Below are 19,240 nucleotides of genomic sequence, written 5' to 3' on the forward strand. Positions count from 1 at the left end.
AAAAACCTCTCGCGTGCGTTTTCCCTTCGAATTTCCTCCGTAGTTGTATCGGAGCCTGTGGACGTCACTATATATACCATATCCCCCTGCGTCAAGGCAATCGAGTCGCAAAAATCTACATTCCCGCACTGAATCGTCCTGGGCCGGAGGAATAAGCCAGGTTTGACGCGGTAAGCACAGCGAGACACATCTGGATTTCAACGAAACTCAACCCGCTTTCCGCCAGCAAATCGTCTAAAGTACGGCCTCCTTTGCGTCGCAACAACTCTAGCAGGAGCTTTTCCTTTTCAGAGAGTCGCGGTTCTGACGCTTCTTCTCCGAAGTTCAAGAGTAGTTGCCCGTACTTACCCGATATTTTGCCGATGAAATCCTCCACGTCGATGAAGACATTGGCTCCATCGCGGATCAAAGCGTTCGTTCCCTTAGAGGTCGTATCGGTGATGCGGCCCGGCACACACCAGATCTCACGCCCCACATCCAGCGCCAGACGCGCGGTGATCATCGCCCCCCCGTCCTCCGACGACTCCACGATCACCAAGCGATTGCACAGCCCCACAATGAGGCGGTTGCGTTCGGGAAAACGCCAAGGGTCGCCTCCTGTGCCCATAGGGTATTCGGAGATCAGCGCCCCCGTTTCCGCGATCTCGTGGAAAAGAGGCTTGTGCTCCACGGGGTAGACCCGGTCTACTCCCGTGCCCAGAAAGGCCACTGTCGTTCCTTTTTCCGCCAAACAGCTTTGGTGCCCCGTGCCGTCGATGCCCTTTGCTCCGCCGCTGATAATTTGATGTCCCGCGCGGGCCGCCGAGCGTCCAATGGCGTCGGCGACGACCCGCCCGTAATGAGTGCATCGCCGGGTCCCCACCAGGGCCAAGCTGGGTTTCACAGAGTCAAGTTTTCCCTTAATATAAAGACCGATGGGCGGAGAAGCAAGGTCCTTCAATCGCACGGGATAGCTCGGATCGTCTAGTGTAACGAAGTGCGCGCCAAAAGCTTCGACCCGATCCATTTCCCGTTCGGGCCAGTCGCGCTCGGCCAGCAGTTCCCCAAGCCTTGCAGAGGAGGATGGACGAAGCCCCAGTTGTCGCCAAAAGGGCTCTCCCTCTGTCCAAAGTCTTTCTGGAGCGTCGCTGCTCTTCAGCGTCTCCCAAGCGGTGAACGGCGCTTTACAAGCGTTCAAAAGCAATTTAGCTTTGAGAACGTCGTTCATTCAGGTTTCCACGCATTTATCGCCGTCATTTTCCTGTCATGTCATTCAGGTATTTGAAGAACCCTGTTTTGGGGTCGACCAAGAGGACGGTGCCGTCTTTCAGGCCCTTCTGAAAGAACTCCACGGCTTTCATTTGTTCGTAGAGCGTGTAAGCGTTGCCCATAGCCTCTGAGATGATGATTTGAGCTTCCTTATCCCCTTCGCCTCGCAGGGTCTGGCTCTTTTTCACGGCAGACGCAATGGTCTCCTGGGCCTTGCGGTCCGCCTCCGATGTAATGCGGTTGGCTTCCGCTGTGCCCGCGGACAGGATGCGCTGGGCGATGCGCACGCGTTCGGACTTCATGTTCGAGTAGATCGCCTGGAGGTTTTGCTCCGGCAGGGTAAAGTTACGAATGGCCGCCAAAATCACCTCTATGCCCATCTCTTGAGCCTGGGACCTCACTCGGTCCGTGGTTTGGGCAATGATCTCCTCGCGCTTACCGTTCAAAATATCGTCATAAGTGTAAAGACCGGCCACGACACGAATGGATCCAAAAATGATGTCGTCGATGCGGCGGCCTAGAGTTTCCTGAGAGCGGATCTTGGCGTGGAAAGCCGAGGGGTCGCTGATCTGATAAACCAGAAACGTATCGAACACGACGTTGCGCTTGTCCCCCAAAACTGTCTCCACCGGTGCGGAGTCATGCTCCTGGACCCACTTGGGGTAACTGTAGACAATGTCCAAAAAGGGGATCTTCGCGTGAATACCTGGAGTTCGGTGCTCGCGGACGATTTTGCCGAACTGGGTAACCACGGCGTACTCATTAGTGGGGACGATATAAAAGGCTCCGAAAAATGCGGCCAAGGCCACCAGACCCACCGCCATCGGAATCGCGATGTATTTTTTCATCTCAGTTTCCTCCCTCCGGGCGACCAGTTCGCGGATAAATGGTGTCGGTGGGCAAGGGCAAGATTTTCAGTGTGCCATCGGCATCGCTCAATCCCTCGACGAAGACAACTTTTAGCTTTTTCCAGACCTCCGTCATGCCCTCGGCCCACATGTTGAGGCGTGTCAGGTCGGGGTTGTGCTTGTAGGCCTCTTGGAGTAACAGCAGCCGCGCGGCCTCGCCTTCGGCCTCTGAGATGCGCCGGAACTTATAGGACTCTCCCTCGTTGACCAGCACTGAAGCCCTTCCCTCTGCCTCGGGAACTACCTTATTGGCGTGGGCTTCGGCCTGGTAGATCATGGTCTTAACCTGTTCCTCTGCCGTGGTGACGCTGTTGTATTCCTCTTTAATCGCCTCACTAACGTTCGTTTCCTGTAAAAGGATCTCGTCGATCTGAATCCCCATTTTCAATGCGTTAAAGGTGGACTGAAGGCTCTGAAACGCCTCCTCCTGGATCTTTTGTTTACCGCTGGTCAACCCTTCGTCGAACATCACGCTGGCGAAAATTCGACGCATCGTGGACATGCACAGATCTCGCAAGATTTTTTCCTTGACGGTCGGAGAACCTGGCAGGTTGAACACGTACTCCTCCGGAGCTCCGATGTGGAAGTGCATGACCCACTCTACCTCAATGAGTTTGTTGTCCTTCGTCAACATGAGCTTCTCGCCCGCAATGGGGGAATCGTTTCCTCGAAGATTGCCTCCCCGAAGTTCGCCCGTTCCACCGACCCGAAATCCGAACTCCAGGCTTTGTTTCCGCTCGGCTGGTACCACGTAAATCTCGTCGGCGAAGGGGAGCTTCACGTGCAACCCGGGGTCCACGACCCCGCTGATTGCCCCGAAGCGCAAAACGATTCCCTTGGAGCCCGACGGTATGGTGTAGATATTTCTTAGTACCGTAATCACGACTACGGCCAAGAGCACTATCCACAAGACGTGTTGAAAAACGAAACGCAAGAGCTTTCCCTGGAACCCCGGATCGTCTGGGTCCGGCATGATAATTACTTTTGCCATTGTATCCCCTCCCGAAAAATCATTATATCCTTTACCTTCCTTTTTCATAGCGCGTGGAAGTGTTATACTAAAATTGACATCGGATTCTAGGGCTGTGAGTGAGGAAAGAAAAGAACGGCAAGCTGGAAAATGAAAAGTGGAAAAGCAAAAGTGGAAAAGCGCGGAGGGATCAACATGGCCGAAAAAATCGGGTTCACACGATGGAGAGACGTTCCGGAAGTCGCCAAGGTCTCGGAGGAGGCCACGAAAATCATTGAGGAGTATTTGCGTTACGCCGCTTCAAATAAAAGCGAAGATAAAACCCGGTCCAGGAAGTCCTGGGAGCAGTTTGCGGACAAGTATTGGGAACTATTGTTCGCGATCCTGGACGCTCAGACAGAGTCTTTTCCGCCAGAGCTAACTTTCGACCGAGAAGAACGCCTCTTCATCGATTTCGGATTTTTGAATGACGCGATCACCCCGTGCAACAAAGCCTTTGACATGGACCAGGTATTGAGTTCCAAGTTCGTAGAGGGAGTTTTTTCTTACCGGGCTTTTTCGGATTTCATCGCGGGCTGCTGGGCCATGATCACGCGCGGGACTTCCCCTGTTTCTTCCTGCGGAAGAAGCACAGAAGACAAAATCGAGGAGTTGAACAAGCGCCTTTCGGCCCTGGAAAAAGAGCGTGACGCGGAGATCCTCAAAATCGTTTCCCGCTCCAAGAATATGACGGGGGGAGACTTGGAGTCTCTAGTCGCCGATATGAGAAAACATCTGATCGTCTCCACGAAAGTTTCCATGCGGGTAAAGGAGTATCGCGAGGCTCAAAACGACGTCAAACAGGCCATGTCCCAGGAGCGATTCCGTTACAACGAGGCGGAGCGCGCTATGGAGATTCAGCTTTCCATCGCCCAAAAAAACGATATGGATCCCTTGGGCCTGCCGGAACTGGAGATGTTCACCGCCCTGCACGAGTCCACGAAGATCCTAGCGAAAAAAATCATTTACAGCCTCCAGGAGGCCGACAAGACCCAGCGGCGAGCCGAGAGGATTTCCAACGCGTGTTCTCAGTTCTCTCAGCAAATGATGCGCAAAGAACTCAAAAACATGCTCGTTAAAAAGAAAGAATATCTGGCGGTCCCTGCCAAAGTGGCCCGGTGCGAAAGGTCACTCTTCTGCCTCCAAGACGCCGTGCCCATGCTCTACGAGACCGCCTCTCGAATGGTGGAGGAGATGAGCGACAACGATATTGACATGTTGGCCGTGCCCCGTATTCGCATGTATGGCGTTCCTCAAGTGATTTTCGTTCCCGGTCAAGGGTTTGGGACTTACGACTGGGAGGATCACACGATTTTGTTGCCGGCGTTTCCCAACACGTCCCCGGACAAGGCCGTCGCTTACGGACTGGGAACTTTTCGCTGGGACAGCGACGAGGACCGCGTTTTGAAAAACGCCTACGAAAATATCAAAGACAACAAGGGCAAATCCATTTTGGAAATGGCCGCCTCGTTTTACAAGGACTATTTTTTGTGGATCACCAAAGAGAAAAAAGGCTATCGTATTTTGCCTCGCGATACACACAAAACGTTTATTCAGATGTTTGCGCCGCGGAAACAGGAGGACTAATTGGGGAGGAAGGTTGCGACATGCCTTTGGTAGACCTGAACAGCACATTGGGTGAAAGTTTCGGTATTTGGCAAAGGGGAATGGACGACGCGATGCTCCGCATTGTGAGTTCTGGAGCGGTCGCCTGTGGGTTTCACGCGGGCGATCCTATTGTTATGCAGGCTGCTGTGGCCTCGGCTCGCCGCGCGGGCGTGAGCGTCGGCGCGACCATCGGTTACCCGGACCTCCAAGGCTACGGACAGCGCGATATCAACATGACACCTTACGAAATTTACGTTTATGCCCTTTACCAGATAGGTGCCCTGTCAGCGATTTGTCAGGCGAATAACGTGAAACTCGACTTCGTGAAACCTCACGGAGCGCTTTACCGAAGGGCGTCCGCGGAGTTGGCCGTGGCTAAGTCTATTGCCTGCGCCATCAGAGATACGGACAAGAGCATCGTCTTCCTAGGGCAAAACGGTACCTGTTTTGAGCGCGCTGCGGCCGATGTGGGACTGACTTTCGCGGGGGAAGTGTTCGCGGACCGAGGTTATCGTGAGGACGGCTCTCTGATCCCCAGTGGCGAACGGGGCGACGTGGTGACTGACCCTGTGGTTGCCGCCGACCGGATGCTGCGGTTGCTCAAAGAAGGCGTGCTTCTGACCTCTAGCGGGGCCACGGTGCCGATGAAAGTGTCTTCGATCGGCATTCATGGCAGTTACGCCGGCTCCACGAAGCTGGCTTTTGCGCTCAAGGAGGTATTGGAGGCTAACAGTTTCACCATCTCCGGTCTGCGGAAAATTCTGAAGTCCTGGCCCTCGGAGGCTCCTTCGACAGAATTTACCGTCTCGACGGGATCGTAACTTTTCGAGGGAAGTAAGGTGACGGGGGGATGAATCTGCCGGAGAGGAGTTTGACAAAGAAGGGTTTGGCAAGGAAAAGTGCCATAAGATGTCTGTTTTTTCTCGCGTGTTCTTTCTTTTTAATTTTCTTATCAATTTTTTTATCAATTTTCTTAATTACAGGAAGCGTCGAGGCGGCGTTTCTCAACCTCTCGAAATACGGCAATTCCTCATACGGCAATTCCTCCTCGAAACGACCACTTTATATAGAGGTGGTCTCCAGCGATAACATTTCCCGTTTTTCCCTGCCCGGCGACGTCGCCGTCAAGGGCGTGACCGCGTCGGGTGAAGTTTTACTGAAAGAAATGCCCGGTTCTGGACGACGTTCCGAATTGGCCTTGGCCCCGAAATCGTTGGACGTACTTGTCAAGATCGGACATAAACTGGGTAAGTTGTTTATCTACGTGTATGTCGATAACGGCGCGAAGACTTCGGCGCGCGTAAAGCTCTCTGGCTTGGCAAATCTGAGCTACAAAAGACCCCTAAACCTCGCTTTCAGCAAAAGCGTCCGATTCACGTTAGCCAACGAGGATGAGACCCCGGCGACCCTGAAGCAGTTGTCGATTTCTGTCACCTTTACTTAGAAAGCGCTTCGCGAGAAATTCGAGTAGACCATTCAAACTCAGGGGAGCGAATCGGCCAAACAGGCTCTGCCCCCCTGAGTTTAAATATGGACGAATGAGAACAAGGAGGACAAAGTAGGATGGCAAAAACGATAAAGTACGGAATCGTCGGAGCTTCTGGACGTATGGGGCAAGAGGTTGTGAGGCTTTTCGGACAAGAGGGCCACGAACTCACCTTGACCTCGGACTTGGCAGGAATAGAACGCAAGGGCACTCTGGACGTTTTGGTGGACTTTTCCTCTTACACGGCGTTGCCCGGAACGGTGGAGCTGTGCAAGACCCACGGGACGGCGCTGGTGATAGGGACTACAGCGCTGAAAGAAGAACATTTCGCCCTTTTGAGGGATCTGGGCAAAGAAGTAGCCGTAGTGCAAAGTTACAACTTTGCCATGGGGGTCAACGTTCTAAAGATGATCCTGCGGGACTACGCTCCCCTGTTGTCCGACTGGGACCTGGAAATTGAGGAAACACACCACAACAAGAAAAAAGACGCACCTTCTGGCACGGCAATCTTTCTGCGGGACGCCACGGGGCGAAACTGCCCCACTCATTCGCTGCGCTTAGGGGGCGTGCCAGGCGATCACAGCGTCCGTTTCGCAAACGACGGAGAAGTGCTAACCTTTACCCACAGGGCACTGGCCCGCAACGTTTTTGCCCTAGGAGCTCTGCGCGCCGCCCTCTTCGTCGCGGAGGCGGAAAAAGGCTTTTATACGTTCGAGGACGTCTTGAAAAAAACTAGAAAAACGGAGGAACGAACATGAATGAGAACATGAATGAGAATATGAATGAGAATATGAATGAAATAAGCACTGAGGAAGTCATCCGCCTGATCAAGGAATCCAAAAAACGAACCCTCGCCCGCGCCTTCGTGGCCGGAGACCTGAAAGGACTGGACTGGTGTGAGTTGAAATTTGTGGGTGGAGCGGATTTCGGAACAGTCTATGGGGATTACGAGCTGATCGTGGAGGCTTTGTCGAAATACAAGTCCCGTCTTATCACCTCGGACGTAGAGGTTCGCGCGCGTAACTCCGCCGTGCCCCTGGCGGACCTGACACGCTACGAAGCTCGGATCGAACCGGGCGCCATCATCCGGGACAAGGTGGTGATCGGCAAGAACGCCATCGTGATGATGGGTGCCGTGATCAACGTTGGCGCGGTCGTCGGCGAGGGAACCATGATCGACATGAATTGCGTCCTGGGCGGACGAGCCCGCGTCGGAGCTAAATGTCATATCGGAGCGGGCGCGGTGATCGCCGGCGTCGTGGAACCAGCCTCCGCCATCCCTGTGGTGATTGGTGACAACGTGTTGGTGGGAGCTAACGCCGTCATCCTCGAAGGGGTCCAGGTCGGGGAGGGTTCCGTTGTGGCGGCGGGTTCGGTGGTGACTCGGGATGTGCCGGCGGGATCCGTCGTAGCGGGATCCCCCGCCCAAATCGTCAAGAGCGTCGATGAGCAAACTGTCTCTAAGACCAAAATCGTTGAGGATCTGAGGAAACTGTAATGGCAGAGACGCTACAAAACAGTAGACTAAACGAAGAACTGAATAAAAAATTGAATAAAGAACTGAACAAAAAACTGAACAAAGAGGAGAGCCCCATGAACACGAACCTTGAGAATGGGGACCTTTCTTTGCTGGTGGTACAGAAGTATGGCGGGTCCTCCGTGGCTACGCCGGAAAAGATCAAAAATGTGGCGTTGCGCATCAAAAACCGTATCCAGATATCCGAGCAGACATCTGAACAAGGCGAATTTAAAATGGCCGTGGTGGTTTCCGCTATGGGTAAAACTACGGACGAATTGATTGCCTTGGCAAAGGAGGTATCCTCCGCTCCGTCTCCGCGGGAAATGGACATGCTATTGGCGACAGGGGAGCAGGTTTCGGCTGCGCTCTTGGCTATGGCGCTCCAGGACTTGGGGGTTGCGGCCACGTCCCGCAACGCCTTTCAATTGGGCATCGAGACCACGGGACACCATAGCAACGCGCGTATTAGGGACATTGATCTGTCTCTTCTGCGGCGAAGTTTCGAAGAGAACAGTGTTGTGGTCATTACAGGCTTCCAGGGCGTGACCCCTAATGGCGACTTAACGACTTTGGGGCGAGGGGGATCGGACACCTCGGCCGTGGCCATCGCGGCGAAGGCCGTCTCGTCGGGCCTGGAGGCGGTTTGTGAAATCTACAGCGACGTGCCCGGTATCTTCACCTGCGACCCTAACAAGGTGCCGGGCGCGCGCAAACTGGACTACATTACCTACGCGGAGATGCTGGAGCTAGCCTCGCTGGGGGCAAAGGTGCTACACATGCGGTCCGTAGAACTGGCGCGCAAGTATGGCGTGACACTCTATTGCGCGTCCACTTTTTCCGAAGAAAGGGGTACTTACGTGGTCAAAGAACTTCCTGAGTGGATGGAAAATCCCGTAGTGACGGGCGTGACCGTTGCGCGTGGTCAAATGAAGTTTCTCATTAAACGGATTCGTGGAAACGGAGACATGCTGTCAGAAATTTTCCAAGCCCTGGCCTCCGCAGGAGCGAATCTTGACATGATTTCCACCGCCGGCGACGACGAACTGTCGTTTTTGACTTTATCCGTGATGGGCAGCGACGCAAACGCGGTGATTCAGGCCGTGAGCGGCTACATGAAGAAAAATGGGGAGGAAGGATGGTCCATCGGGCCAGGAGTGCCCGTAGCAAAAGTCTCGGTCGTGGGCGATGGAATGAACGCCGTCACCGGAGTCGCGGGTCGTGTTCTCTTGGCTCTTCGGGCCAAAGACATCGCCATACTGGGTATTTCTACCTCCGACATCAACATTTCCGTCCTGGTGGAGGAGTCTCAGGCGGACGCGGCCGTCGCTCTTTTGGCTGAGGCGTTCGCCTTAACGGATATATTGTAACAGTTGCGTGTAGTACGACAAAAGCCGGAAGACGTTGAGACGATGGGGAGATATACTACGGTAAATTGTAACCGTTCAAGCCCATTGTTGCTGGCTCTCGTCTGGCAAGGATTGGCGTTGGGGGGTTTAAGGGGGCTAGTGAGGTCGATTTTGATCGCTAAACAGGCGACTGATGAGCGAAGCGAACTGTGTCCGATCGCTTAGTTTCTTCACTGTTTCTTCACTGTTTCTTCACTAACGGGTTTTGTCCCCCTGAGCTTGAACAATTACGCGAAAGGAAGTCGAGAATGAAAACAGTCCTTATGGCAAAATTGAAGGAGTCATTGCAGGCGGCGTTACCGATTGGAGTCATTATTTTGTTGATCCACCTTATTATCGTTCCCATGCCTATGGGAACTTTGATGCTGATGGCCTTTGGAATGATGATTCTCATCTTTGGATTGACGCTTTTTTCGCTGGGCACCGATATGGCAATGATGCCGATGGGAGAACACATTGGCATGGCGCTGCTGCGATCAAGAAATTTAAAACTCTTGATTTTCGGTTGTTTCTTGTTCGGGTTCGTGGTAACAGTGGCTGAACCGGATCTGCAGGTAATGACGCGACAGGTTCCCTCGGTGCCGAATTTGACATTGCTCGGCAGCGTCGCGGCGGGAGTGGGCATTTTCTTGGTGCTGGCCATGTTGCGCATTTTATTTCGTTTTACGTTGTCTCACGCGCTCATTGCCATGTACGCTTTGACTTTTGGTATAGCTGTTTTCTCGTCCGATTATCTGGCCGTCGCCTTCGACGCGTCGGCTGTGACCACGGGACCCATTACCGTACCCTTTCTTTTGGCTCTGGGGGCCGGATTCTCGGCGGTCAACAGCAGCAAGGGCTCGGAAAACGATGACTTCGGGATCTGCGCTATTTGTTCTATAGGGCCCATTCTAGCGGTGTTGGTCACGGGGTTGTTTTTTGATTCCCAGTCTACCGGACATGAATTCGCGACTCCCTCCACGGTGGAGAGTTTCGGAGAAATGCTGCTGCTTTTTGGCGACGGCCTGATCCATTCCTTTTGGGAGGTGGGGATGGTGGTCATTCCTATTGTGGGCATTTTCGCGATTTTCCAGGTCACACACCTTAAGCTCTCTAAAACGGAACTGATCAAAATTGGCGTAGGGCTCCTGTATCTCTTGTTCGGACTCACTATTTTCCTGGCGGGGGTCAACAGAGGCTTTATGCCGGCTGGTAAATTCTTGGGTGAAAGCATGGGGGCTCTAGAAAACAACTGGATTCTGGTGCCTATCTGTCTTGTGGTGGGTGCTTGTGTGGTGGTCGCTGAACCGGCCGTCCATGTTTTGACAAAACAGGTCGAGGAAATCACCAACGGTGCCATTTCCCGGCGTACCCTCCTCTTCGCTATGGCTATCGGCGTGGGCATTGCTCTGGCGTTGGCTATGGTGCGGATGTTACTGGGTCTTTCGATCTGGTGGTTCATGTTGCCGGGTTATTTTTTGGCCTTGATTCTGACGTTTTTCGTTCCGAGTTTTTTCGTAGGGATCGGTTTCGACTCGGGAGGCGTCGCCGCCGGGGCGATGAGCGCGGCCTTCGTGTTGCCCTTCACGATTGGGGTATGCGAGAGCCTGGGCGGCAACGTTATGATCGACGCCTTCGGCGTGGTCGGTATGATTGCTATGATGCCTCCCATTACGCTCCAATTGATTGGTGTGTTATATAATATGAGGCTTAAAAGGGCAATGCGCGCGGCGGCGCTTGAATTTGAGGCGGAGGAGCCCACCGCGGACGCGAGGAAATTCGTGCGCTAAAGCTGGCAGAAAGGAAAAAACAGAATGGAGTACGAAAGTAGTACACAAAGTGGTTCGCTTTCTTCTGATTCACTTTCTTCTTTGTCCCTGTTGATCACGATTTGCGACAGGGGGCAAGGCAAAAAAGTAACAGACTTTTTTAAGGACCGGAACGCCTCGTTCAACCTGATGGTCTTGGGCAAGGGGACCGCCAGCTCCAAAATGCTGGATTATTTAGGGTTGGGGCAAACGGAGAAAATGGTTTTGTTGAGTGTCATGCCCACCGCCGAGGCACGAGACGTCCTTTCAAAATTTGACGAGACCCTAGAGCTGAAACGGCCGGGACACGGCATCGCGTTCACCCTTCCTCTGAATGGGGCTTGTGTGCGCAAGTCCGTGGAAACCGTTCCCGACGGAGAAATAGAGGAAAAAATGACGCGAGGAGGAGAAGAAGACGAAGTGGTACATTCATTTGAACATTCATTGATCATTGCCGTTGTCAACCGTGGTTACAACCAGGAGGTAATGGAAGCGGCGCGCACCGCCAAGGCCACGGGAGGCACCATTATCCATGCCAGAGGGTTCGCCTTGTCCGGGGTGGAAAAATTTTTTGGCGTGAGTATCCATCCCGAAAAAGAAGTGATTATAATTTTGGCCGAAAACGATCGAAAGCGCGATATCATGCGAGCCATCTCCGAAAAGGCCGGCATAGAAACCCCTGCCGGCGCCGTCACGTTCTCTCTGCCCGTCAGCGGAGTGGAGGGATTGCAACCCTATCTGGAACAGGCGGAAGAATCCGAATCCTGACATCATCCTGACATCCAGCCGTTAAATATGTCGAATAAAGGGGGGCTTGAGGCCCCCCAGTTTTTGTTGTTTCTTAATTTTGTTGCTTTGTTACTTCCTATAGGAAACGCTTGATGGGTCTCTCGCACTTTTCGATGACGGGAACGTATTTGTGGGGTTTGCGGCCGAAACAGATGTCCATCTGCTCGTGGTACGTCACCTTGTTTTCGTCCACAAATCGTTGTTCTATGGCTTCTTTCGTGGAAATATAGCGTATTGTCCCGTTATCGGCATCGACCACCGTCACGCCGCTGAAGCCCTCGTCCAACAAGATCACGGCAGCCGCGCCGATCTGTTTGCCGAAGTTGACGTCGTAGGCCGATGTGGAGCCGCTACGCACCATATGCCCGGGCAGCACCTCGCGGACTTCTGGAATCTCGAAGACGCCAGGCACGAACATTCCTGACTTCTGCATAAAATCATGAATATCGGGGTCTTTTTTCATCATATCTTCAAGGCGTTGGCGGACGAAACGAGCGGCACCCGCCAGTTTTTTGTGCCCAAAGGAATCCGTTCCGTCGCCGCTGTCCGAAAAAACCTTCCCATCCTCGCCACGAATGCCCTCAGCTATCACCATGACGTAGGTTCCCGCGTTTACGTCAGAGTTCATGATGCGCCGCATGTAATGGTGCTTCATGTGTCCGTAGACCACGTCGAAGTCCACGGCCACCTCCGGTATCAGGATGCAATCCGCGTCCGCCGCCACTCCGCCGAGGAAAGCCGTATGCCCGGCGTAACGGCCGAACACCTCCACAATCATGATACGGTTGTGGGTTTTCCCCGTGGTCTTGATATCCTCCACGATCCGGGCGATTTTGTTGACGGCCGAATCTCCCCCCACAGAATAGGTTTGCAAATCCAGGTCCATGGTTTTTGGGGCGTGGACACAGGGGATGCCATTTTGCACCAGGTCCACCACCACTCCGCCCGTGTCGTCTCCGCCCGAAATCACCAGACCGTCGATCTCGAACTTACGCAGCCCCCGAAGGATGCGGTCATACTTGCCGGGATCGTTGATCTTCGAGATCTTGACGCGGCTATGGCCCGCGTCGCTCCCGGCGAAGGCGGAATTCACATGATCGGTGCGTTCTTCGTCCAGAAGCACCAGGCTGTTGAAATCCACTAGGTTATAAAGCCCCGCATAGCCACTAGGGATGATGTAGGCCCCGATCCCCCTCGACGAGGCTACTTTCGCCGCTCCGCGCACCACGGCGTTAAGTCCTCCGCAGTCTCCCCCCGACGTGATGATGCCGATGTTCCTCAGCTTACCCATACGCTTCTCCGTCCCTTCCTAGGATGTTATTTTACAGACTATTGTTTGACACGATTATAATCAATTTTAAGAGAATTTCCTCCAGCCGAAGCACAAAGCCCTCGTCTTTTCATGATTTTATGTTTAAGGAGGCAAGAGTTCCTGAGACCCAGTGCGTTTTTTCGCACAACGTACAAAATACGAGTATAATGCAAATATTTTATGAAGGGGAGAGAAAATTGGAATATTGTTCTTTGAATAGTGATGTTTTTATATTTTATTTCTTTCGCGCTCTCTCGTGTTCTCTTGCGGTGAAAAAAACTAAGCGATTGGACCGAAGCTTAGCATAACTATACGGCTCGTTCTTTACTAGTTGTCTGTTTAAGGAGTGTGAATAATGCGCAAAAGATCGAACGTAGCGAAGGTTGTTATTGTCTTTTTGTTGGCGGGGGCTTCTGGATTGATGGGTTGGCGTATCTTCAATCGCCCCACGCCCTCCGAGGCCGTGAGCATCTCCGCTATTCGCGAACGCAACGGAATGCCGGTCACGAGCTGGCTCGCTTCTCAAAGCCAGTGGGAGTATTGGTTGCCTCTTTATGGCACTGTGCGCACATCGGGTTTGTCGGAAATTTACGCCTCCCAGGCGGAATACGTCACCTCACTTTCCGCGGAGGTGGGCGACACGGTCAAGCGAGGTCAGGTTCTGGCGACCTTAGACTCCCGCAGAGCCGCCGAAAGAGCTCAAGCCGCGGAAGCGCGTTACAACGAATTATCCTTGAGGTATGAGCGCACTCAAGAGCTTCAAAAGGCTGGAGGCTCCAGTCAACAGGATGTGGAAAACGTCTTCTCGCAGTACAAGGAGGCGGGTGCCTCTTTACAACAGCTTCAGAGCGAGCTGGCGCGTCACAAAGTGACTTCACCTATTAATGGAGTCGTCATGCAGAGGAACGCGGAGATTGGCCTTCTAGCCAGCGCGGGCAGACCTCTTTTTGTCATCGGCGATCCTCAACAATTTGAAATCGCTATTGACCTCTCTCCACGTTACATCACTACGGTCAAAAACGGGGAGAGGGCCCGTTATCTGACACCCTCGGGCTTGTGGAAGACGGCGACGGTGAAGCGGGTGGATCCGATGGCCAATGCGGTCACGGGACTTTACAGCGTGGTGCTCGACGTGAAAAACAAGGCGGGCGCGAACCCGAAGGAGATCGAGCTTCGTGTGGGCGCCTCCGTGGAGGCCGAGATTCTCATCGAGGAGAGTGATACCGTGGTAGTCGTCCCCTACGAGAGTGTTCGGGCAATAGGAGGGGAGGCCAAGGTCTATATCTGCTCTGGAGACGTGGCTATCGAGCGTGTCGTCCAGAAAGGACGCACCAACGAGCAGGGTCAGACCCACATCCTGAGCGGGGTGGAAAGCGGGGAAAAAGTGGTTTTGAAAGGCGCGGACCGCATGTATGACGGCGCTAAAATCTGGATCCAGGAAAGCTAAGTTCTGAACCATGTGGCTGATACGCAGTTCTGTTCGACGGCCGGTTTTGACGACCGTTATTACACTTGTGCTGATTCTTTTAGGAAGCTACGCCTACTTGAACATGGGAGTGGCTCTTTTGCCTAAAATGGATATTCCGGTGGTCATGGTCCGGGCTGAATACGAAGGGGCCGGTCCCGCGGAGACGGAATCCACTCTGGTAAAACCCTTCGAGGACGCCATCGCCCGGGTAGAGGGCATCAAAACCATTCGCGGCTTCGCCCGCAACGGCAACGGTATTGTGGTGGTGGAGCTGGAAAACGACGTGGACAACACCCAGGCCGCTATGGACATCGCCACTCAGGTGCGCGCTTTGAGCCTGCCCGACGGGGCCAAAGATCCCTCCATCACCAAGTTCGACATCAACGCGCGGGCGTTTATGTCGATGGTCGCAATTTCCGACCTGCCCACCTCACAGGTACGCGACATCGTGGAGGAGCAGGTGGCTAAACGGTTGACTCAGCTCTTTGGTATGGCTACGGCGGAGGTCATCGGCGGACTCGACCGGCAAATTCATGTGGAAGTCGATCCTCTTTCTCTGAAGGCCCACGACCTGAGTATCACCCGTCTGGCCGAGCTGATCAAAAGATCCAATCGCAACGAGCCCGCGGGCCAGATCGCTTTGGGAGCCAAGGAAATTTCCCTGCGTTTCACGGGAGAAGTGGAAGATCCTTCTCTGTTGGGCTACATCTCCTTGACCCTGGCGAACGGATCCAGCATCACCCTGGGGGACTTGGGCGAGATCAAAGACACGGTGGAGGAAGAGCGCCGACTGTCGCGCTTCAATGGGATCCCCGCGGTGACGCTAGATTTGGTGGCTCGCCCCAACGCCAACGTGGTGGCTCTGGCGGAGCAGGTTTATCGGGAATTGGAACAGGTCCAGCCCTCTTTGCCGGAGGGAATGCGCCTGGAGGTCATTTTCGATAATAGCGTTTATATCAACAACTCCATCAAAAACGTCATCTCAGACATGTTGATGGCCACACTTTTGACCTCTGTGGTGCTTTATTTGTCTTTACAACGTTTTGGAGCTACTCTGGCCGCGGTTCTAACCCTTCCCACTTCTTTGGTGGCCACTTTCATCGTCCAATTTCTCTATGGCTTTACTATTAACATGATGAGCAGCATTGGCTTGGCCATTTCAGTAGGGGTGCTGGTGGACAATGCCATTTTGGTTTTGGAGAACATCTACCGCTATCGGGAGATGGGTTATGACGCTTTGGAGGCTTCGGAGCGGGGAGCGGGAGAAATCTCCGTGGCTGTTTTAGCCAGCGTGGGCACAAATCTGGGGGTCTTCATCCCCATCGCCTTCATGGGGGGCATGTTGGGGCAGATGTTCAACGAATTCGCCCTGACTGTGGTCTTTACCACCCTGGTGTCCCTATACTCCGCCTTTTCCCTGACCCCTATGGTGACAGCCTATTTAGGCGGCGAGCCAAAAGCCCGGTTGTCGCTTTTCGCACGGATTACGACAAGCTGGTGGCAGGTCTTTTTCGACGAACTTCGGCGGTTGCACGTAGGTCTGAGCAAGAGTTGCATGCGTCATCCGATCGTCTCGTTTCTGGTGGTGGCGGCGCTCTGTTTCGCGGCCTATCGGGGAACGTCCTTCATCGGTTTCGATTACATGCCCCGAGAGGATGAAGGGCGCATCAACATTGACGTAGAACTCTCCAGCACAGCGTCCCTGAAGAACACTGACGAAGTTCTCAGGGAGATCGAGAACTATGTGAGCGAATTTCCCTATGTTCGTTTTTACCGTTCCCGAGTGGGAGGTGGGCGTATGAGCGGCACTAACGCTGGCACTGTCTACGTCTACTTGATCGAAGACAAAACCGCGCGGCCCTCTGTTTTTGAAATCGTGGCAGACTGGCGCGCACACTTCGCGCCTCTACCCGACGCGGACGTAGCCATCTCCGGGGCCAGCAGCATGGGAGGTGGTGGAGGCGGCAAACCCATTTCCGTCTCCATCATCGGAGCAGATACCGGCGAGCTGAATCGCGTTGCCGAGGAAGTTATGGCCGCCATGTACGGCACTCGAGGAGTGATGGACGTCCAATCCGACTGGAAGATGGGGCGCGAGGAGGTCCGTTTTTATCCAAACTACCGCCGATTGGGGAGGCTGGGACTTTCCTTCGGCGAGGTGGCCACGGAGGTCAACGGTTACTTGACGGGCTACGAGGCTGGGAAGTACCGCGAGGCCGGAGAGGAATACGACATTCTGGTGAAGCTGCCGCGCAAATGGACCAAGAGCGTGGATAAAATGACGGGGGTTCCTGTGCGGACCCCGGTGGGGTTTTTGCCTCTGGACGACCTAATGGAGGTTCGCCCCGGAACAGGTCCTACCGCTATCAACCGGGAGGACCGGCAGCGCAAGGTTACGGTGGACGCCAACATGGGTCGGGGAATTTCCGTGGGGGAGATCATGATGGAGTTGCAGCCTAAACTGAGCGCCATTGACTTGCCTTCGGGATACCGTCTGAATTACGGCGGAGACATCCGCAACATCAACGAGAACTATGCTAGCATGGTGACGGTGTTGGTCCTGGCGGTCAGCATCACGTTTTTGATGGTGGCGGGGCTTTTGGAATCTTGGGTGTTCGCGATTATTGTGATGGCGACGCTGCCTTTGGCAGCAGTGGGCATTATCCCCATGATGCTGGTTACCAACAGTAATCTTACAGTTTTCGCCCTCTTGGGCATCGTCATGATGGTGGGTATTACGGTAAACAATGCCATTGTTATTTTGGACTACGCGGAGATGCGCCGTCGAGAGGGCATACACTATCGCCGCGCCATCTTGGAAGCCAGCATCACACGCTTTCGACCTATTTTCATGGCTACACTTACCACCCTGGTGGCCCTGGTGCCCATGATCGTGTCCACTGGCGAGGGCGCGCAGCTCAAAGCCCCCATGGCCGTGGTTATGACAGGCGGCCTTGTGGGCGGAGGAATTTTGGCCCTCTACATCATCCCCATGATCTACAACATTGTGTGGAGATTGCGACTCGGAAAATAGTTATAAAAGTCCAATTTTATGGTGGGATTTGGGCGGGGCTGGTTCTCCATCCTTGTATATCCATCCTGATCGAGAAACTCCTTATACCTTGACAAAACTAGCCTCCTTGATATAATTATTTGTGTTCTATGGATTTATAAAGTTATTTGTGATATTGGGCAATTAGTTCAGAGGTAGAACGCTTCCTTGACACGGAAGAGGTCAGAAGTTCGATTCTTCTATTGCCCACCATGAAAATAAGTGTAAAAGTGCCGGGATGGCGGAATGGTAGACGCAGTGGACTCAAAATCCACCGAGAGCAATCTCATGGGAGTTCGAGTCTCCCCCCCGGCATTAAAATGGTATTTCATATTATTCTGAGTTTATTTAAAACCCTGCCAAAAGCAGGGTTTTCCATTTTAAGTATCCTCTACGTATCTCTATAAATCCCCATCGACTCAAGGCAACACAGTATAATAAAATGTATAAAAATATTCCTTATACGGTGGTGGAAAACATGGCGCTAATTAAACTCATGATCAAGCAAGCAAAACCGGAAGAAAAACTTATCTTCTCTCCGACGGCAAGGGGCTCTCTCTGGAAGTCCGATCCAATGGCAAGAAGTACTGGATCATTCGCTATTGGGTGAACAAGAAAGAGCGCCGCACATCTACCGGTCCGTATCCCGGCGTCACGCTGAAGGAAGCGCGTGAAAAGAACGCCGCTCTCCGTAAATTCCTTGATACAGGTAAACCCATTGGCATCGATATGGATTCCATCGTCTATATACTTCGCGTGTAAGACGTTCAATCTCTCGTCCTCTCGTCTAGGTTCCCGTAGCAGTCATGCTTTCCAGAACGTCGTCGGGGAGCGCGGACTCGTGGGGTAGGAAGGGCTCGGCCTCGGTCAAGGCCACTGCCTTCGTTGCCTGCTCAGAGGTGAGTTGTACATTTTTGAAACTGTGATTGGTGAGAATGTTGAAAAGGTTACAGACCGCGTCGATCGCCACGCCGTACAGAGCCGGCTCGATGAGGTCCTCCAGCCACTCTGGGACGTAGGGTAAGTCAATGAGTTCGCTCATCTTCGCCACGGCAGCTTTTTTCTTCTCCGCGCCGGTTTTCCCGGATAGTTCCTTATTACCTTCGTACATGCGTTCACCTCCAATGAAAAAGGTCCCTTGCGGGGCCGCGAATAGTGCGCTGCTATAATGTATCCAGAAGGGTAACCCGATGCCAAGCAGGCGGCGTCAAGGGGAAAACTTGCCTGAGGAATCTGGTGATGTGAGATGCGAAAGCAGATACGTCGCTGGAAAAGCCACAGAGGCAATAAGTACCCGACCAAGGTTCTTCTTATTGCCTCTGCTGTCTGCTGGATCGTAGTGCTGATTTTCTGGTGTTACATCCAGTAGCCGGTGACGGTTAGATTTACTGCTTCAAGGAGCCCGCAGGCCCTTCTCTGCGGCTCTTATTATATCATCTTCCCTTTTTCATTTTACAGGTATCCCGACCATATTCTTGGCTGCCTTTACCCCGTCGCCTTCCTCGCTTTCGCCCCCCCTCCACAAACTTAACGAACGACGAGCTCGCTTCAATCCCGTCATAGGTAAAGGGATAACGCTCAGTGAGAGAGCCTCCAAAACATACTCAGTTGCTTTTGCCATTTCCTCGTCCTCGATTTCGTCTTTATC

General features: G+C 53.3%; 17 protein-coding genes and 2 tRNA genes. 13 read left to right on the top strand and 6 right to left on the bottom strand.

The annotated features are described in order from the left end of the window. Positions 1-115 precede the first annotated feature (115 nt). The 3 genes from dprA to hflK are packed head-to-tail and all read right to left on the bottom strand — an operon-like array spanning position 116 to position 3,147. Positions 116-1,207, bottom strand: coding sequence for a DNA-processing protein DprA (gene dprA, locus LBJ36_02560; GenBank protein ID MDR1377919.1), 1,092 nt, complete (start codon positions 1,205-1,207; stop codon positions 116-118). A 25-nt stretch (positions 1,208-1,232) separates the two neighbouring features. Beyond that, positions 1,233-2,096 (bottom strand): protease modulator HflC, encoded by an 864-nt coding sequence (locus LBJ36_02565; GenBank protein ID MDR1377920.1) that lies wholly within the window; start codon positions 2,094-2,096, stop codon positions 1,233-1,235. Position 2,097: 1 nt separating this feature from the next. Next, the gene (gene hflK / locus LBJ36_02570; GenBank protein MDR1377921.1) at positions 2,098-3,147 is read right to left on the bottom strand and encodes an FtsH protease activity modulator HflK; all 1,050 of its coding nucleotides are present in this window, start codon (positions 3,145-3,147) and stop codon (positions 2,098-2,100) included. A 174-nt stretch (positions 3,148-3,321) separates the two neighbouring features. Between hflK and LBJ36_02575 the strand changes: the two genes are divergently transcribed. The 8 genes from LBJ36_02575 (at position 3,322) to LBJ36_02610 (ending at position 11,739) form a co-directional block, all read left to right on the top strand. Further along, positions 3,322-4,752 (top strand): hypothetical protein, encoded by a 1,431-nt coding sequence (locus tag LBJ36_02575; GenBank protein MDR1377922.1) that lies wholly within the window; start codon positions 3,322-3,324, stop codon positions 4,750-4,752. Between the two features lie 20 nt (positions 4,753-4,772). Next, on the top strand, positions 4,773-5,594 hold the full coding sequence (locus LBJ36_02580; protein ID MDR1377923.1) for a 5-oxoprolinase subunit PxpA: 822 nt from the start codon (positions 4,773-4,775) through the stop codon (positions 5,592-5,594). A gap of 251 nt (positions 5,595-5,845) precedes the next feature. Further along, positions 5,846-6,217: a hypothetical protein gene (locus LBJ36_02585; protein MDR1377924.1), complete on the top strand. Its 372-nt coding sequence runs from the start codon at positions 5,846-5,848 to the stop codon at positions 6,215-6,217. Between the two features lie 131 nt (positions 6,218-6,348). After that, entirely contained in the window at positions 6,349-7,017 is a 669-nt protein-coding gene (locus tag LBJ36_02590) for a 4-hydroxy-tetrahydrodipicolinate reductase (protein ID MDR1377925.1), read from the top strand. Between the two features lie 41 nt (positions 7,018-7,058). After that, on the top strand, positions 7,059-7,757 hold the full coding sequence (dapD, locus tag LBJ36_02595) for a 2,3,4,5-tetrahydropyridine-2,6-dicarboxylate N-acetyltransferase (GenBank protein MDR1377926.1): 699 nt from the start codon (positions 7,059-7,061) through the stop codon (positions 7,755-7,757). Then, a complete protein-coding gene (locus LBJ36_02600) occupies positions 7,757-9,145 on the top strand; it encodes an aspartate kinase (GenBank protein MDR1377927.1) in 1,389 nt (462 codons plus the stop codon). Before dapD ends, LBJ36_02600 begins: the two co-directional genes overlap by 1 nt. 287 nt (positions 9,146-9,432) lie before the next feature. Continuing rightward, complete coding sequence (locus LBJ36_02605; protein MDR1377928.1) at positions 9,433-10,953, top strand: DUF1538 domain-containing protein; 1,521 nt, start codon at positions 9,433-9,435, stop codon at positions 10,951-10,953. A 24-nt stretch (positions 10,954-10,977) separates the two neighbouring features. Next, positions 10,978-11,739, top strand: a complete 762-nt coding sequence (locus LBJ36_02610; GenBank protein ID MDR1377929.1) for a hypothetical protein — start codon at positions 10,978-10,980, stop codon at positions 11,737-11,739. 97 nt (positions 11,740-11,836) lie between these two features. Here LBJ36_02610 and LBJ36_02615 read toward each other — a convergent pair whose 3' ends face one another. Beyond that, positions 11,837-13,051, bottom strand: a complete 1,215-nt coding sequence (locus LBJ36_02615) for a 6-phosphofructokinase (protein ID MDR1377930.1) — start codon at positions 13,049-13,051, stop codon at positions 11,837-11,839. Between the two features lie 376 nt (positions 13,052-13,427). Between LBJ36_02615 and LBJ36_02620 the strand changes: the two genes are divergently transcribed. The 5 genes from LBJ36_02620 (at position 13,428) to LBJ36_02640 (ending at position 18,354) form a co-directional block, all read left to right on the top strand. Continuing rightward, positions 13,428-14,519 carry an efflux RND transporter periplasmic adaptor subunit gene (locus LBJ36_02620; GenBank protein MDR1377931.1) on the top strand — a complete coding sequence of 364 codons (1,092 nt, stop codon included), beginning with the start codon at positions 13,428-13,430 and terminating at the stop codon, positions 14,517-14,519. Between the two features lie 10 nt (positions 14,520-14,529). Next, positions 14,530-17,574 (top strand): efflux RND transporter permease subunit, encoded by a 3,045-nt coding sequence (locus LBJ36_02625; GenBank protein ID MDR1377932.1) that lies wholly within the window; start codon positions 14,530-14,532, stop codon positions 17,572-17,574. Positions 17,575-17,730: 156 nt separating this feature from the next. Further along, positions 17,731-17,805 (top strand) — tRNA-Val (locus LBJ36_02630). 19 nt (positions 17,806-17,824) lie between these two features. Continuing rightward, positions 17,825-17,907: transfer RNA gene (locus LBJ36_02635), tRNA-Leu, on the top strand. Positions 17,908-18,150: 243 nt separating this feature from the next. Further along, positions 18,151-18,354: an Arm DNA-binding domain-containing protein gene (locus LBJ36_02640; GenBank protein MDR1377933.1), complete on the top strand. Its 204-nt coding sequence runs from the start codon at positions 18,151-18,153 to the stop codon at positions 18,352-18,354. Between the two features lie 25 nt (positions 18,355-18,379). On the opposite strand, the gene LBJ36_02645 is transcribed toward LBJ36_02640, so the two are convergent. Together LBJ36_02645 and LBJ36_02650 are read right to left on the bottom strand one after the other, a co-directional pair. Then, the gene (locus LBJ36_02645) at positions 18,380-18,703 is read right to left on the bottom strand and encodes a hypothetical protein (protein MDR1377934.1); all 324 of its coding nucleotides are present in this window, start codon (positions 18,701-18,703) and stop codon (positions 18,380-18,382) included. Between the two features lie 336 nt (positions 18,704-19,039). After that, the coding region (locus tag LBJ36_02650) for a hypothetical protein (GenBank protein MDR1377935.1) at positions 19,040-19,240 on the bottom strand (201 nt) is incomplete at its 5' end.

The organism is Synergistaceae bacterium (genome assembly GCA_031267575.1).
Taxonomy (GTDB): Bacteria; Synergistota; Synergistia; order Synergistales; family Aminobacteriaceae; genus JAIRYN01.

What these genes read in the sequence shown, in the direction of transcription:
- dprA (MDR1377919.1), bottom strand. Translation starts at nt 1,207, where the DNA reads ATGAACGACGTTCTCAAAGCTAAATTGCTTTTGAACGCTTGTAAAGCG.
- LBJ36_02580 (MDR1377923.1), top strand. Translation starts at nt 4,773, where the DNA reads ATGCCTTTGGTAGACCTGAACAGCACATTGGGTGAAAGTTTCGGTATT.
- LBJ36_02615 (MDR1377930.1), bottom strand. Translation starts at nt 13,051, where the DNA reads ATGGGTAAGCTGAGGAACATCGGCATCATCACGTCGGGGGGAGACTGC.
- LBJ36_02610 (MDR1377929.1), top strand. Translation starts at nt 10,978, where the DNA reads ATGGAGTACGAAAGTAGTACACAAAGTGGTTCGCTTTCTTCTGATTCA.
- LBJ36_02565 (MDR1377920.1), bottom strand. Translation starts at nt 2,096, where the DNA reads ATGAAAAAATACATCGCGATTCCGATGGCGGTGGGTCTGGTGGCCTTG.
- LBJ36_02575 (MDR1377922.1), top strand. Translation starts at nt 3,322, where the DNA reads ATGGCCGAAAAAATCGGGTTCACACGATGGAGAGACGTTCCGGAAGTC.
- LBJ36_02625 (MDR1377932.1), top strand. Translation starts at nt 14,530, where the DNA reads ATGTGGCTGATACGCAGTTCTGTTCGACGGCCGGTTTTGACGACCGTT.
- LBJ36_02605 (MDR1377928.1), top strand. Translation starts at nt 9,433, where the DNA reads ATGAAAACAGTCCTTATGGCAAAATTGAAGGAGTCATTGCAGGCGGCG.
- LBJ36_02620 (MDR1377931.1), top strand. Translation starts at nt 13,428, where the DNA reads ATGCGCAAAAGATCGAACGTAGCGAAGGTTGTTATTGTCTTTTTGTTG.
- LBJ36_02600 (MDR1377927.1), top strand. Translation starts at nt 7,757, where the DNA reads ATGGCAGAGACGCTACAAAACAGTAGACTAAACGAAGAACTGAATAAA.
- hflK (MDR1377921.1), bottom strand. Translation starts at nt 3,147, where the DNA reads ATGGCAAAAGTAATTATCATGCCGGACCCAGACGATCCGGGGTTCCAG.
- LBJ36_02645 (MDR1377934.1), bottom strand. Translation starts at nt 18,703, where the DNA reads ATGTACGAAGGTAATAAGGAACTATCCGGGAAAACCGGCGCGGAGAAG.